Source organism: Pseudomonas frederiksbergensis (assembly GCF_003732665.1).
Classification (GTDB): domain Bacteria; phylum Pseudomonadota; class Gammaproteobacteria; order Pseudomonadales; family Pseudomonadaceae; genus Aquipseudomonas; species Aquipseudomonas frederiksbergensis_G.
Map to the genome: position 1 here is coordinate 1 of NZ_MOBP01000008.1, position 14,915 is coordinate 14,915.

16 protein-coding genes are annotated in these 14,915 nt (G+C 56.5%); 8 read left to right on the forward strand and 8 right to left on the reverse strand.

What is annotated here, in order from left to right; translation table 11 throughout:
* Positions 1–413: 413 nt before the first annotated feature.
* The 5 genes from BK665_RS14180 (at position 414) to BK665_RS14205 (ending at position 3,378) form a co-directional block, all read left to right on the forward strand.
* The gene (locus tag BK665_RS14180; protein WP_123406456.1) at positions 414–809 is read left to right on the forward strand and encodes an Imm50 family immunity protein; all 396 of its coding nucleotides are present in this window, start codon (positions 414–416) and stop codon (positions 807–809) included.
* Positions 810–923: 114 nt separating this feature from the next.
* Positions 924–1,268, forward strand: coding sequence for a hypothetical protein (locus BK665_RS34290; protein ID WP_148053226.1), 345 nt, complete (start codon positions 924–926; stop codon positions 1,266–1,268).
* Positions 1,269–2,075: 807 nt separating this feature from the next.
* Positions 2,076–2,501, forward strand: a complete 426-nt coding sequence (locus tag BK665_RS14195; protein WP_123406460.1) for a hypothetical protein — start codon at positions 2,076–2,078, stop codon at positions 2,499–2,501.
* Positions 2,502–2,738: 237 nt separating this feature from the next.
* Complete coding sequence (locus BK665_RS14200; protein WP_123406462.1) at positions 2,739–3,074, forward strand: hypothetical protein; 336 nt, start codon at positions 2,739–2,741, stop codon at positions 3,072–3,074.
* Positions 3,075–3,114: 40 nt separating this feature from the next.
* Positions 3,115–3,378 carry a hypothetical protein gene (locus tag BK665_RS14205; RefSeq protein ID WP_123406464.1) on the forward strand — a complete coding sequence of 88 codons (264 nt, stop codon included), beginning with the start codon at positions 3,115–3,117 and terminating at the stop codon, positions 3,376–3,378.
* 467 nt (positions 3,379–3,845) lie between these two features.
* On the opposite strand, the gene BK665_RS14215 is transcribed toward BK665_RS14205, so the two are convergent.
* From BK665_RS14215 to BK665_RS14235, 6 genes are all read right to left on the reverse strand, one after another.
* A complete protein-coding gene (locus BK665_RS14215; RefSeq protein ID WP_123406466.1) occupies positions 3,846–4,430 on the reverse strand; it encodes a hypothetical protein in 585 nt (194 codons plus the stop codon).
* An 86-nt stretch (positions 4,431–4,516) separates the two neighbouring features.
* Positions 4,517–4,684 (reverse strand): hypothetical protein, encoded by a 168-nt coding sequence (locus BK665_RS34445; protein ID WP_185066919.1) that lies wholly within the window; start codon positions 4,682–4,684, stop codon positions 4,517–4,519.
* Positions 4,685–4,694: 10 nt separating this feature from the next.
* Positions 4,695–4,937, reverse strand: a complete 243-nt coding sequence (locus BK665_RS14220; RefSeq protein ID WP_123406468.1) for a hypothetical protein — start codon at positions 4,935–4,937, stop codon at positions 4,695–4,697.
* Positions 4,938–4,999: 62 nt separating this feature from the next.
* Complete coding sequence (locus tag BK665_RS14225) at positions 5,000–6,052, reverse strand: lipocalin-like domain-containing protein (RefSeq protein WP_123406470.1); 1,053 nt, start codon at positions 6,050–6,052, stop codon at positions 5,000–5,002.
* Positions 6,042–8,513 (reverse strand): FtsX-like permease family protein, encoded by a 2,472-nt coding sequence (locus tag BK665_RS14230; protein WP_123406471.1) that lies wholly within the window; start codon positions 8,511–8,513, stop codon positions 6,042–6,044. Before BK665_RS14230 ends, BK665_RS14225 begins: the two co-directional genes overlap by 11 nt.
* 1 nt (position 8,514) lies before the next feature.
* A complete protein-coding gene (locus tag BK665_RS14235) occupies positions 8,515–9,183 on the reverse strand; it encodes an ABC transporter ATP-binding protein (protein WP_123406473.1) in 669 nt (222 codons plus the stop codon).
* A gap of 185 nt (positions 9,184–9,368) precedes the next feature.
* Here BK665_RS14235 and BK665_RS34450 point away from each other — a divergent pair, with 185 nt between their 5' ends.
* Positions 9,369–10,319, forward strand: a complete 951-nt coding sequence (locus BK665_RS34450; protein WP_185076515.1) for a YncE family protein — start codon at positions 9,369–9,371, stop codon at positions 10,317–10,319.
* A 105-nt stretch (positions 10,320–10,424) separates the two neighbouring features.
* Here BK665_RS34450 and BK665_RS14245 read toward each other — a convergent pair whose 3' ends face one another.
* Positions 10,425–12,122: a sulfatase-like hydrolase/transferase gene (locus BK665_RS14245; protein ID WP_123406477.1), complete on the reverse strand. Its 1,698-nt coding sequence runs from the start codon at positions 12,120–12,122 to the stop codon at positions 10,425–10,427.
* Between the two features lie 73 nt (positions 12,123–12,195).
* The gene (locus tag BK665_RS34295) at positions 12,196–12,411 is read right to left on the reverse strand and encodes a hypothetical protein (protein ID WP_148053227.1); all 216 of its coding nucleotides are present in this window, start codon (positions 12,409–12,411) and stop codon (positions 12,196–12,198) included.
* Between the two features lie 101 nt (positions 12,412–12,512).
* Here BK665_RS34295 and BK665_RS14250 point away from each other — a divergent pair, with 101 nt between their 5' ends.
* Both BK665_RS14250 and BK665_RS14255 read left to right on the forward strand, forming a co-directional pair.
* On the forward strand, positions 12,513–13,865 hold the full coding sequence (locus BK665_RS14250) for a UDP-glucose dehydrogenase family protein (protein ID WP_123406479.1): 1,353 nt from the start codon (positions 12,513–12,515) through the stop codon (positions 13,863–13,865).
* Positions 13,862–14,908, forward strand: a complete 1,047-nt coding sequence (locus tag BK665_RS14255; RefSeq protein WP_123406481.1) for an NAD-dependent epimerase — start codon at positions 13,862–13,864, stop codon at positions 14,906–14,908. The genes BK665_RS14250 and BK665_RS14255 overlap by 4 nt, the downstream gene beginning before the upstream one ends.
* The last annotated feature ends 7 nt before the right edge of the window (positions 14,909–14,915 follow it).

Genomic DNA, 14,915 nt, shown 5'->3' on the forward strand with positions numbered 1-14,915 from the left:
TTCGCACCTTGAATTTTGCGCCACCTCTGTGAGGTGGGGAGGCCGGCCAGATGATTCTCAGATTCTGAGAGATCCCCACAAATCTACTCCAGCGTCTGGGGCTTTTTGATGCACCTCGTTTCTTAACGCGTGCTCAAGTCTCTCCAAGGTTCTTCGAGACTTTTAACCGCGTCCGCTACGCCAATACTCCAACCCCGGCCGCCATAGCGATAACACCCGTCGATGTTTAAGGCCACTGCTTTAAAAGCATTGTTCATGACCTGTTTCATGTGCTTGTAACCCGGTCAAACAGATGATGTAGTCAGCCAAAGCAGCAGAAAAGAGAGACAAAAAGAGGCAAAGAAAAGAGGGACAGATTTATTTTTCTGGAAAAATCCCTGGTGCAAAGATCACTTCTACTTTAAGGAGTAACTATGAAATTCTGGAACGACTTTGACGGCAGCACCTTTTTCAACCAGATTTTCACTACTTCCATATCGATTGGCACCATTGAACTTTTCAATATAACTATCGACAACAATAGGCCAACTATAATACTGGAATTTGACATAGAACAACTTCCAGACTCACCCCCTGCCAAATGGAAAAAAACTCAATTCAACACATGTCGCATCGGTTTAAATTGCGGAGACATCAGCAATTTATTGATTAAAAACATACCCACAAAAGGCAAGTTAAATATATCAATTACAAAGAACGAAAATCTTTTCACTATAAACGCATCAAACAAGAATTCACTAATTGAATTCAAAACAAAATTTCCACTACTGTGCGGCCCATCAGTATACCTGAACAGCAAGGACCACTAAGTAGATTAAAAGAAAAAAGAGAGCAAAAATAAATTCGTCCCATCTTTGCAGTAACTCACAGCTTCCCAGCATCTCCGGAACAGGTACAAAAATATATGAGCGAGACCAAATAATATGAGTTCGAATCTAAAATATAAAATTCAGCCGATTCGTGTACCAAGTGGCTGGACAATCACGATAAACAATTTGTTCGAAGTAGAGCTAACTCAAGCAACTACAGCATGGTTCAGTAGTTCCGTACTTCTAGGCGGGGTAAGAAGAAGCACTGGGCATTGCTTTGATTCGAGAGTCGAGACGGAAGGAGATCCCGACGGAGAGTTTATTATTGAGTTTTTAACAATTCAATATGACAACAAGGGTAAAGCTGTAAAAAACTCTGAAGTTTTTTTAGGCGAGTTCAAGACAAAAAATAAAGCCGAATTTATTGAAAAAATCGAATCTTATATGCTTGAAATCTAAAAGAAATGGAACAGATATATTCTTCTTGAAATAGGTTTACACCTATTTCAGGACTGAAAAAAAGGGGACAGATTTATTTTCTACACTCGAAAATAAATCTGTCCCCTTTTTTTTAAAAGGCCTAAATGAGTGGGCTGGACGGCGATTGGAAGGCGGTGCCGACGCTCTACCTTCAGGACTAAAAAATTGAGGAAACAAAAAATGGGCTCGAAAAAAATCGTTTCTATTTGGACGGCAAACACCGATTGGGAACCGTCTACGCTTCGAGATGTGATGAGCCCAGAGTATTCTGACGACGGAGACTTTCTTGGCTCTGAGTTCAGTAAGGCTTTCTCACTTGGTTTTGTTGACGATGACACTGTCGAAGTAGACAAAATCGAGCCACCAATTCTCTAATTAATGCAGTTGACGGATGCTCATATGACCTTGATATCGCGTCTGACATGAAAAATAAAAACACTCCTCTGACCGATTCGCCTATAGATACCATAGTTGCAATCTACGACTACTCCTTCTCGGGCACGCCCCAAAACACTAAAATCAGAAATAATCTATTTACATACCGAGGAAGCTTTGAATACCAAGAATAAACTCTCAGAGAATAGAGAATGAGGGATAGATATATTTCTGCACTCGAAAATAAATCCGCCCCCCTTTTTTTCATACAGAAAAAGAAAGTGGACAAATTTATTTTTCAACGCTCGAAAATAAATCTGTCCCATTTTTTGAGAGCCTTATTGCCCCCTTTTTTTGCTTTTTTCACTTTTTTGCACAATATTGGAAAGACCGAGCAGAAGAGACCATGAAATGATCCCAAATGAGCTGATTCAACTTATTGAAAAGCAACCTGGTGATATTCACCGGACAGATAAACGCTCCGTTACCGAAGCACTAACGGCACTGAATATAAGTTTAGATAGTGAACTGTCAGAGTTTTTTTTAAATTACACGATAACTTTTTTCAGAAGTAACTCATCGGATGAAGAGCTATGTGACATCGCCGCCCCAAGCAATGAGATAGAAGTTTGCACCAACTTTATTCATGAGGTATGGGAGCTTCCAGAAATTTTCATTTGCCTCACAAGTGTTCAAAGTGAAGGGTGCTATCTATATGACAAAAATAGCGGGGAGGTTTTAGATTTTAGCCTTGCTAACCGAGATGATTTTTTAGCTGGAAAACAGCAACTACAATGGAGCGGCTTTTTTGAGTTTCTTACTTGGTACTTATCTTAAAAATAAAACCAGCCGGAACAATTTTATACAGGGCAATAAGTCTGCCCCTTTATTTGTTAGCGTCAAAGTCTGCCTTCCTTTGCAGCGGCCAGACCAGGCAACTATTACGTGGCCGAATGACAACTGAAAGATGGATACTGCTCGGCGCCTTAAACAAACTAAAAACTATAAAATTCGACGAAAAGCATTAGACATAGTAAAAGCACAGTTAATTTTCGTAGGAAATCAGGGTGACTAATGGACAATAACCCAATCAGGGCCTATACAACCCAAGCAGACGGCAATTACATCCGCGTAAAAGTCCTCGATACTTCCTTGCAAAACGCGCTTCTTGACCTTGGCTTTTCCCCTGAAACAAATGCCAGCGAATACACCATCCCAACCCCAAACAACGCCACCAAAGCAACCATCTTCACTCACCTGCAAACCTTAAAAATATGCTTTTCCAGCGGCCGAGAATGGTGCCCTGCCGAAGTATTCCAACACCTTCGAGACCTCGGACTCCTGAGCGGCGGCTTCAGAAAAATCAGTTGGACCCGCCCCAACCACTTCACCGTGACAGACGAAAAATAACCTCCTACCCTACCCGGCATCTAAAAACCCCGGCATCCAAATGAAATTCCAAGACATCGCCATCAACCGCACGGAATATTTCAGCATCGGCCAGGAAACAGACTCCGGAAAATTTTACCTGTCCATCCCGGTCAGTAACCGCCTGGTCGACTACGAGGAATACTATGAAATCGACAAGCTGTCCTTCGATCAATATCTGGAGGATTCATCCAAAGCGCTGAAATTTGTCGAGCAATGTCGCAACCGGCAAATGGACCATTTGCTGATGATTAAGCCGGGGAGCAACCGAGGATCTGCTTGTTGAACGTCGGTACATTCTTGATATGACAACTGCTATTTAATCCACTGCCCGGCACTACGCCGCCAACAGTAATCATCGCCAGTTTCAGGTTGATGTCGTTGTAGTGTTGCAGTGCGACGCGGGAATTACCGAGTTTGCGGATCAGTCTGGAGGGGTGTTGAGGTAACGAAATGGTAGTCGTGTTGTGCCCAGGGACAATGCCTATTGCAGTTAAAGAAGGTGTTCGCCCAGTGTAATGGCCTGGCAATCCATGCACCGGTAAAGAGCCCTGACACTGGGCGAACGAGGGGCATTTTAATATAAGTCGATGAATATGTCCGTATACATAAACATGAAATTTATGCACGCGACTGTAATGGATATTTATCGATATCCAACTTACAAACACTGAACTCACCAACTGGAACATTAAAGCGATTATTCTTATACAAAAACCATACAAGAATAATCACTCTATATAGAGCCAATACTCAGCTTTCGTGTTGACTGGTCACTTTCAGGATGTCGGTGTAGGTCACGACGACACTTTGCCCGACTTTCAAATCCTTCAGTTTTTGCTGAACTTCAGGTTTCAAGACGTCGACGATTTTCGATTGGCCGGCCGGGTTTTCGAAGGTGACCTGGTTTTTCTTCGTATCGATGTGGGTGATTTTCAGCTGCACTTGCACTTGGCGGAAGGCTTCGCCGCCGGGATTCGGGTTGTCTTTGGTGGTGCGAATGTCGCCGGTGCGTTCGGTGGAGCCTGGCAGTCCTTTGTCGATGTCGGTGTCGAGGTAGGCGGCCACGGAGTGGGTAACTTCGACGTTGACCTGATCGCCGACTTTGAGGTTGCCGAGGTCTTTGGCCTTCTCGCTAAGTTGTACATGAACTTGACGGCCCTCGGCACCTTCCAGGACAACCTGGTGTTTGGCGGCGTCGACGGACAGGACTTTTGTGGTGACTTGATCGGCTTCTACGGCAGCAGACAGTGGAATGTCGGCAGCGATAGCGCTGAGGCTGGCGGCGGACAGGAGTGCGGCGAGGGTGATGGCTTGGGCCAGTGTGTTGAGTTTCATAAACAGTACATTCCCTGTGGTTGATGGCAGCGCACGGCTCTGGATCAAGGGTCCGCTCCGTGCGTGCCGATGAGCATAGATGCTGATCAGGGAGTGTTGGCAGTTTCTTGCGCGGTGGATTCGCCGCTGTCGGTGCCCTGGCTGTTTTCCTTGCGTTTGTTCGGGTCGGTGGGGCGCAGGGCGTCGTTGTCGCGCTCGGTTTCGCCGGGTGGCCGGGGTTCGTCGGGGTGTTCGGCTTCGGTGATCGGTTTCATTGGGTTCTCCTCAGGCTTCGGGGTCGTCCACTTCCCGGGCGACGTTGACGGCGGGCGAGTCCTTGTGGGATTGCTCGGCCCTGGCTTTCAGGGTTTGCCACTGTTCGAGGTCGATGGCGCCCTGCCCCAGCAAATCATCGGCGATCCGCAGCAGTTCGCTGTAGTGGGCGTCGGGGGATTGTTGCCAGTAGGCCTTGTCGTCGAACAGGCGTTGCCAGGTGGCGATGTCTGGGGGTTTGAGGTCGTCGCTCATGACGGGCTCCAGTGAACGGGCTTCATAGCGTAGGAGGACGTCGCTGCGCCGAGAGTTCCGACTCAATAACCGGTCATTTCCAGATAGCCCTGCCCGGCGTGGCTGCCGCTCAAGTGCACCGGCCCTTCCCAATACGGGATGCGCAAATCCATCCAGGCGTTGGGGTTCAACGCGGTGGTGGTGAGGTCGAGGTGTTTGCCGGGGATTTTGATCGACCAGCGCACCGGCATGGATCGCCCGGCGACTTTGGCGGTGTCCTCGGGCGTGAGGCTGATGTCGTCGCCGTGCAACAGCTCAGTCCGCCCTTGGGCATCGATCCAGGTGCCGGTGAGATAAGGCGCGCCGTCCTTCTGCCGCATGCGGTACAGCATCACTTGCTCGCCGCTGTCCAGGTGCAGGGAGAACCAGTCCCAGCCGGTTTGATTGGCGGTCAGGGGTTGGCTGCTCCATTCGCGATCCAGCCATGCCGGGCCGCTGACGGTGTAGGTTTTGCCGTCGATTTCCAGCGAGCCGTTGGCCTGGAAAAACGGCTGGCTATAGTAGTACGACGCCTGGCCTTGTTCGGACTTTTGACTGAAGCCGTGATCCCCTTGCAGCACCAATGGACGGGTTGAACGGAGCCTAAGTTGATAGCTGAAGTCCTTGTCCCGGGCGCTGAGTTGCACGTCATTCAAAGGACCGCTGAAGCGCCAATCGTCGATCCACGCATTGAACGGCGCCCCGCTCACCCCGGCCTGGCCCACGCCGCCCCGAGCATAGCGTTCGGCGGCGTGATGCACCGTGGCGGAGGTCACTGCCGCGTGCCCCAGCCAGAGGGTCTGATTGCCCCAGCCCGCCACTTCGGGCGTGGCTTTCAAGGCGCTGCGAAACAGCGTCCATTGCACGCCGAACTCGTTGCCTTGGGCGTCCTTGAGATTGGCGGTGACGTACCACCACTCGATGCGAAAACCATCATGGGGCCCGTGATCCGCCGGGAAGCTGAACACCCGACCCGGCACCACCGGAGTGAATGCGGCCGCCGCGCCGCCCAGCCCGGCGAACCCCTTCTCGACCGGCGCAGAGTCATCGCAGCCGCTCAAAAGCGCCAGAATCAAAAAAATGACCTTAATCCTCATGAGCAAAGGTCCTCAGCAGGTCCGCCGGCCGGGTGCGGTACAAGGTGTACAGCGGCCACGCCGACGCCAGCAATGTGGCGAGCAGCGCCAGCCCCATCAATTGCAGCAGTTGCAGCGGAAACACCCGCAACGGCAGGCGCCAGCCAAAGGCTTGAACGTTGATTACCGTGTCCAGGCACCACGCCAGTGCAATGCCCAGGGGCAGCGCCAGTATCAGGGTCAGCACCGCCAGCAACCAGGTTTGCCCAAGGTTGAGCAGCATCAGTTGCCGTCGCGTCACGCCCAGCGCCCACAGCGGCGCGAGTTGGCCGAGGCGGCTCTGGCTCTGGGTCAGCAGGCTGATGAACAGCGCCACGCCGGCAACGCCCAGGGTCAGGCTGTTGAGGGCGGCGGTGGCGGCGAAGGTGCGTTCGAACACTTGGGTGGACCAGCGCTTGAGCCGGGCCTGATCGACGATACGGCTGTCATCCAGCGCGAAACGGTTTTGCAGGGCGGTGAGCAATGGCGCGATGGCGGCCGGGTCGATGCGCAGGTTGAAACGGTTGGGCGTCAGTTGCGGCCAGCCCCGCAGCAGGTGGTGGACGTTGACCAGCACATGGCCCTTGGGATTGCCGTAGTCGGCGTAGATCCCGACGATACGCGGTGACCACGAGCCGTTGGGCGTCGGGATCGCCAGATGATCGCCCAGTCGCGCTTTCAGGCGCCGCGCCAGTTGTTCGCTGAGCATCACCGTGTCGTCCTTGGCCAGGCGCTCCCACGGGTTGTCGCCCAAGGCTTCGAGCAATGGCCAGTGCTGGCGGTAGTTCGGATGGTCAATCACGCCGTAGACGTCCGCTGGCCAACCTTGCAGCTGGATCGACACCTGCCAATTGGGCAGCACGGCCGTGACCTGGGGTTGTTGTTTGAGCCACACCTGCAACTCGCGAGCCTGGGCCGGGTTTTGCGGGTTGAGGTAGAGCTCGGCGGTCAGGCGTTGTTCGAGCCAGTCACTGAAGGTCTGGCGGAAACCGGCGGTCATGCTGCCGGCACCGATGTTGGCCGCCAGCGCCAACAGCAACGCCATCAGCGCCAGGCTCAGGGCCGGCAGTTGTTGCCGGCAATCGGCGAGAAACCACTGACCGAGCACCGTGCGACTGCGATGCAGCACCAGGTTGAGCACGGTGTTGAGCAGCACCGGCAACGCCAGCGCCGCGCCGAGCAACAGCGCGGCCATCAGCACAAAACCGCTGGCCAGGCTGTCGCCCCAGATCAGCGCCAGCAGCGCGATCAATGCGGCAACGGCGGCGACCCAGCCTTGCCGGCGCAACCACCGCGCATGGGCCTGATGCCAGGCTTGCGGGTTGGCCAGGGCCAGCAACGGCAAACGCGCCGCCCGCAACAGGCTGTTGGCCCCGGCCAGCAGCGCGCCCAGCAGGCTGAGGCCGACGCCGCTGAGCCACCACAGCGGGCTCAAACTCAACTTCCCCGCCACTTCGGCGCCGTACAAGCCGCGCAGACTGGCGGCGACGTCCGGCAACAACACGCTCGCCAGCAGATAACCGCTGACGACACCGGCGATGCCGCCGATCAGGGCCAGGGCGCCCAGTTCCACCGTCAGACAAGTGATCAACATCCGCGCACTGACCCCGCAGGCGCGCAGGGTTCGAAGTAAGCCTCGACGTTGCTCCAGCGCCAGGCCTATCGCTGCGTGCACGATAAACAGGCCGACCACGAACGACAGGAAACCCAAGGCATCGAGGTTCAAGTGGAAGCTTTCGGTGAGGCGCGCGAGGTTGTTTTCTTCGCCGCTGCTCTTGAGTTGCAGTTGGCCTTTGAACGGCTCCGGCAACGTCGCGGAGAAATCCTTGGGCAGCAGCAGCCGCGACAATTGATCCGGCAGACCAAGGATCTGCTGGGCGAAGCCAATGTCCACCAGCAACATCCCCGGCGCCATGTCGGGTTGGGCATGCAGCGGCGGCAAAGTCTGCCCGTTTTCGGCAACCGGTGTGTCGCCTTCACGCAACCCCAGGGCCTGCAAGGTCTGCGGCGCGATCCAGGTACTGCCCGGCGGACTGAAGAATTCGACGATCCGTTCCATCGCCAGCGCCTGCCCCGCCACCGCCGCCCCGGGAGGCAACGACACCGGTTCAATGCCCATCAGTTGCAAGCGCTGATCGTCGTGGCCCTTGAGCGTCACCCGACCTTGCAGCACCGGCGACACCGGCCAGCCTGCCCGGCGCAAATCGATAAACAATTGCTGAGAGAACACGCCACCACCGGGCGCACTCAGGCTGGCCTGGGGTTCACCACCGATCAATTGACTGGCCCGGGCATAGCTTTCCCGCGCCTGACTGTTCAAGGCCTGCACGCCGGTCAGCAGACTGGTGGCCAGCCACAAACCGGTCAGCACACTGAAAAACTGCACCGGGTGCTGGCGCCAATGGCTGAGCAGTGCTCGCAGGGTTTGGCGAAAAACCCGCACCTCAGCGCACCTCCGCGTCGGCCAGACGGCCATGGTGCAATACCACTTTTTCCGCCAGCCGCGCCGCCACCCGGGGGCTGTGGGTGACCATCAACAGCGTCGTGGGTGTGTCGTCGAGCAGCTCCAGCAACAACTGCAACACCTCGTCGCTGGTGGCTTCGTCGAGGCTGCCGGTGGGCTCGTCCGCCAGCAGCAGTTTCGGTTGCGAAGCCAGGGCCCGACCCAGTGCAACCCGCTGCTGTTGGCCACCGGACAACTGCTCCGGGTAACGCCGCAGCAAATCCCCCAGGCCCAGACGCCGTACCAGATGCGCCTGCCAACGGGCATCATGGCGCCCGGCCAAACGAGCCTGGAATGCCAGGTTGTCCTCCACCCGCAAACTGCCGATCAGGTTGAACTGCTGGAACACCAGGCCGATTTCCGTGCGGCGCCAGTTCGCCAGTTGGCCTTCGCTCATCTGTTCCAATTGATGCTCGCCGCTGCGAATGCTGCCGCTGTCGACCTTGTCCAGCCCGGCGATCAGGTGCAGCAAGGTGCTTTTGCCACTGCCCGACTCGCCCATCAGCGCCAGGCTGCTGCCGGGTTTCAAGGTGAGGTCGACGCCTTGCAGCACCGGCAATGGACCCTGCGGGGTGGCGTAGCTTTTGAAGACGCCCTGGACCTGAAGCATGAGAGAACCTGATTGATGAGCGTGAGCCAAGGATAGCGGACGAGGGCGTACCCCATCGACTACCTGTTAGTTCTTACAGTAGCGGTCCAACGGGGGCGGGTATCTAATAACGTCACACAAGGAGTGTTTGATAGCGATGACGGAACCCATTGCCTCGCGGCGTTGCGCAGGATAGGCACGGGATCATGAAAACTACGGTACAGAGTTCTCGAAGCCCCGACGCGGGAACCGTCGGCAAGGGACTGCGCACGCCTGTTGTCATTGCTGTCATTAAAGTCGGCCGTGAACCCACCTGCCTGGCACTGGCCGGCCAGGGATCAGTGGCCTGCGTCTGCAACACCGAGGACAGCACGCTGACGCTGATCGACACCACGGCCTATCGCGTGAGCACCGTGATATCCCTGCCGATCCGCCCGCTGGCCGTGGTCATCGACCCCACAGGCACCCGCGCCTACGTGGCCGGGCTGGGCAAACCGCTGGTGGTAGTGATTGATGTGCCGGCCGGCAAGGTCATCGGCACTATCGCGAGCAGCGAAGCGCATGCCATGGCGGCCAGTGCCGACGGTGAGCGTATCTACATCAACGCCAACAGCCCCACAAACGGCCAGATAGGTGTCATCGATACCCTGTCTGCCAGGTTGCTCGAAACGATCGACGCCGGTCCGTTTACCAGTGCGGCCGTCCTCAGCGAGGATGGCCGTCTGTTTCATTGCGACTACTTGCATCATGAACTGAAGGTGATGAATACGGCCACCGGCGAGGTCTCCACCGTGCTGGCGCTGCCCGAGCCTTTCGAGGAAGTGGCCCTCAGTCCTGAGGGGAATTTCGGGTATGTGCCCTATCGCACCGCGGCGGGGATTGTGGTGAAGATTGATCTGACGAGCTACGACGTGCTGGATTGGCTACCCGTCCCTGCGTTGCCCCACGGCTTCACCCTCAGCCCGGACGGTACGCTGGCGTGCTGTTGCAGTGCGGCTGAGCGCAATATCTCGATAATCGACACCGGGACGTGGCAGGTCGTCAGCCGTTTTCAGGCGGGTGAATATCCGCAGGCGCCGGTGTTCAGTGCCGATGGCAAGCGTTTGTATAGTTGCGATTCTTCAGGGGATGCGGTTTGGGTCGTTGCATTGGACTGATACCGCGTTATCGTTCTTCGCGAGCAAGCCCGCTCCCACAGGGAATCGCATTCCAATGTGGGAGCGGGCTTGCTCGCGAAGAGTCCAGCCCAGTCCATCAAAGGCTCACTGCCCCACCGCCACACTGCTCGCCGCCTGCCCCGGCGTGACGATGGTCTTCAGATCAATATGCTTCCACTGCGGCTTGGCCCCCAGCCGCGCATTGAACCGATAGTTGAAGGTGAACTCATCCGCCGTCGCCACGCTCAGCGGTTTGCCATACACCGCCTCAACCCCCGCCAGGTCGTACCCCATCAACTGCAACAGGGTCGGGAAGATGTTGTAGTGACTCGACCGATCCTTGTTCCCGGCCAGTTGCGCCGACCAATCCAAGGTCTTCAATCCGCTGCCCTGGATCACCACCAACGGCACCAGCCCTTCCTCTTCCACCGGGTCGCCACCGCAGTGGGTATTGAGCCCGGGGTTGCCGCGTTCATGCAGGTCCTGCCCATGGTCCGAGGTGTAGATCAACGTTGCCTTGCTTAAATCCGCCTGGGCAAACACCCGTGAGAAAAACTCCCCGACATTCCACAGCAGCGTGTTCTTGTAGGCGTTGCGGTACAGCACCCAGTCATCCGGCTGACCATCGAAGCCGTCACGTTTGCCGGTGTCCGCCACTTCGACAAACTGCCCACGGGGCAAGGTCGGGCGGTAGGCCATGAAGGCGTCCGGGTATTTGTCGTGCACCGGGAAATGCGCGCCCACCTTGTTGATCACCACCAGGTCCGGCTTGTCGTCATTCAGCAGCTCGATCAGTTTGGTCGCCGCCGCCATGTCGCGGTCGCGCACGCTGGTCTGGTCGAATTGCACGAATTCGTCGATGTCCTTTTTCTCGGCATCGTTCATCAGGTTCTGCAGGTTGCCACCGGTGCGCTGGGCGTCGATGTAGACGGTGCGCAGCCCAGCCTTTTTCGCGTACTGCCAGATCGACGGCAGGGTGGTGTTGATGCGCATGTAGTCGGCGCGGGTGCCGCCGTAGCGCAGGGTGACGTTGGTGTCGGCGCTGCAATTGGCAATGGAGGCGGCGTAGCCATAATTGAAAATGTCGACGCCGGGACGGGGTTCCTTGAGGTTGCTGTGCACACCGAACGGCGTGTTGATGTCCAGGTAGTTGCCGGAAATGCTCTCGTCGATGATCAACACGATGTCGTGGCCCACCGGTTGATCGTTGCGCGCCAGTGTCACCGGTTCCCGTGGGCCGACGGTGTTGTGCAGGGCTTCATAGGTGAACAGGTTCAGGTAGGCCAGCGGCGTGTACATGATCGGCAAGCCCCGGGCGCCTTCGCCGGCCCGCACGAACAGCACCGCACTGAGCAACAACACGCCCAACAGCGGTGCCGCCACCAGCAAAGCCCCCGGCAACGGCATCCGCCGACGGGGCTTGAGCCCGATGCCGAACAGCAGCAGCAAGCCACTGACCAGGCCACTGATCAACGGATCACGGTACTGGTACGCCGCTTCCTGGATGAAACCGCCGGAATACACCAACGACACAAAACTGCTGTAAGTCAGGTAATCGGCGGTCACCTTCGTATAAACGTCAAAGAACACGGCCGATACAAACAGCGTTATAGCGAATAGATGTCTGATGAGTGTCTGACGAATGTACGCGGTCATGAACAACGCCGCCGTCAACACGATAAACATCGCGCCAAACAGCAGCACTGGAAAGCTGAAACCTATGGCCGTCAGGCGTTCCAGGTAATAGTCGTAATTCTTGAATAAATAGAGAACTAACAGCAGTTCTTTGAGGTATCGAATCATAGTATTTAAGCAACTCATCGAAGGCATCTGGCCAATGTTTTGTCGGCTATTTTTTGACACTAGCACCGAGCCATCAAACCGCAAGAAATGCCGGGTTTTTCCGCAAAGCGTCAAAAAATTGTTGACTCAAATCTGACACACTCAAGGCGCTACAGCCCTTGTAATTAAAGGCTATCGACCGTTTATCGTTTTCTTCGACATGTGAAAAACCCGTCAAAACCGCGGCAAATCCAGCAGCAGCAAGCACTTGATGGCCAATCGCCCCCAAAAATGGGGGGTGTTCTAGCATTGCAACATGTCATTTTGCTGACACGGTTTGCCACGGCTGGGCTATACCCCTTTTGACAGTCTAATTCCTGATCTTTCCACCGTCTTACGAGGCACGCCGATATGGACGTGAGCGTATTTGGTACGGGCTACGTTGGCCTTATTCAAGCAGCCGCACTCGCCGATGTCGGACATCGCGTACTGTGCGTTGATATCGATCCGAACAAGATCAAACAGTTGCAACAGGCAGTTCCACCAATCAGTGAACCGGGACTTTCCGGCGCACTGGAAGAGAACATCAAGGCCGGCCGTTTATTGTTCACTACCCAGGCCAGCGATGCGGTCGAACACGCCGAGTTGATCTTCATCGCGGTCGGTACGCCCGCCGACGAAGACGGTTCCGCCGACCTCAGCCATGTGCTGAACGTGGCCCGGCAGATCGCGAGTTTCATGGAGGCCGATCGCACCCTGATCATCAAGTCCACAGTGCCGGTGGGCACCGCGGACAAAGTCGCCGAAGCCGCCAATGATGAACTGCACCGCCGGGGCAAAGACGCGCTGGCAGTTCGGGTGGTGTCCAACCCCGAGTTCCTCAAGGAAGGCAGCGCCCTGGCCGACTGCATGCGCCCGGACCGGATCATCGTCGGCACCAACGATGACGAAGCGCGCAACCAGTTGAGCGAACTCTACGCGCCCTTCTGCCGCAACCACGAAAAAATCATGTTCATGGACAACCGCAGTGCCGAGCTGACCAAGTACGCGGCCAACGCGATGCTCGCCACCCGCATCAGTTTCATGAACGAACTGGCCAACCTCACCGAACTGCTGGGCGCCGACATTGAAGCGGTGCGCAAAGGCATCGGCTCGGACCCGCGCATCGGTTATCACTTCATCTACCCCGGCTGCGGTTTCGGCGGCTCGTGCTTCCCCAAAGACCTGCGTGCCCTGCTGCACACTGCCGAACACAACGGCATGCCATTGCGCTTGCTGCGCAGTGTCACCGAGGTCAACGACACCCAGCGCCACATCCTGTTCAGCAAACTCAAAGCGCAATTTCCCCAGGGCCTGGCCGGCAAATCCATCGCCATCTGGGGCCTGGCCTTCAAGCCCAACACCGATGACATGCGCGAAGCTCCCAGCCGTTATCTGATGGATGCGCTGTGGGCCGAAGGCGCGAGCGTGCAGGCCTACGACCCGGAAGCCATGTCCGAATGCCGGCGCCTCTACGGCTACCGCAACGACCTGCACCTGTGCGCCACCCGTGACGACACCCTGGAAGACGCCGATGCGTTGGTGATCTGCACCGAGTGGAAGAATTTCCGGGTGGTGGATTTCGACCTGCTGGCGAGCAAGTTGCGCTCCAAGGTGATCATCGACGGACGCAACCTCTACAACCCGGAACAGGTCGCTGCCGCCGGTTTGCACTACAGCGGCATTGGCCTTCGGCACATCGTCCCGCAGGTACTGCGCCCATGAATATTCTGGTGACGGGAGCGGCGGGATTCATTGGTGCCCATTGTGTGTTGCGGCTGTTGCGCGACGGGCACCGGGTCTGCGGGCTGGATAACTTCAACGACTATTACGACCCGCAGCTCAAGCACGATCGCGTGCGCTGGGTGCAGGATCAAGTCGGCAGTTTCCCCCTCGCCAGGATTGACCTGGCCGACGCTTCGGCCATCGACGCCTTGTTCGCCCGTGAGCAACCGGACGCGGTGATTCACCTCGCCGCCCAGGCCGGGGTGCGCTACTCGCTGGATAACCCCAAGGCGTACCTGGACAGCAACCTCGGCGGGTTCCTGAACATTCTCGAAAGCTGCCGCCACCATCCGGTGAAGCACCTGATCTACGCCTCGTCGAGTTCGGTGTATGGCGCCAATCAGCAAACGCCCTACTCGACCCACGATGGCGTCAATCACCCGCTGTCGCTGTACGCGGCCACCAAGAAAGCCAATGAGCTGATGGCCCACAGCTACAGCCACCTGTTCGGCATTCCCAGCACCGGGTTGCGCTTCTTCACGGTCTACGGGCCTTGGGGTCGGCCGGACATGTCGCCGATCCGTTTCGCCCAAGCCATCGTCGAAGGCAGTCCGTTGAAGCTGTTCAACTACGGCCAGCACCAGCGGGACTTCACCTACATCGACGACATCGTCGAAAGCATCGCCCGCCTCGTCGAACGGCCACCGAGCACCACGCCGGAGTGGGACCGCGAGCAACCGGACGCCGCCAGCAGCATGGCGCCGTGGCGCATCTACAACATCGGCGGCGAGCACCCGGTGGAACTCAAGCAATACCTGGCCCTGATGGAAAAACACCTGGGCCGCAAAGCCAATGTCGAGCTGCTGCCGCTGCAACCGGGCGACGTGCTCAACACCTGTGCCGATGTCCACGAACTGGAACGGGACACCGGTTTCCACCCGCGCATCGAACTCGACGAGGGCCTTCGCCGGTTCGTCGCCTGGTTCCGCGATTACTATCCACTGCAAGCCCATGCGCCCCTTGCGGCTGAGCGACAGGGCTGAGAACTCC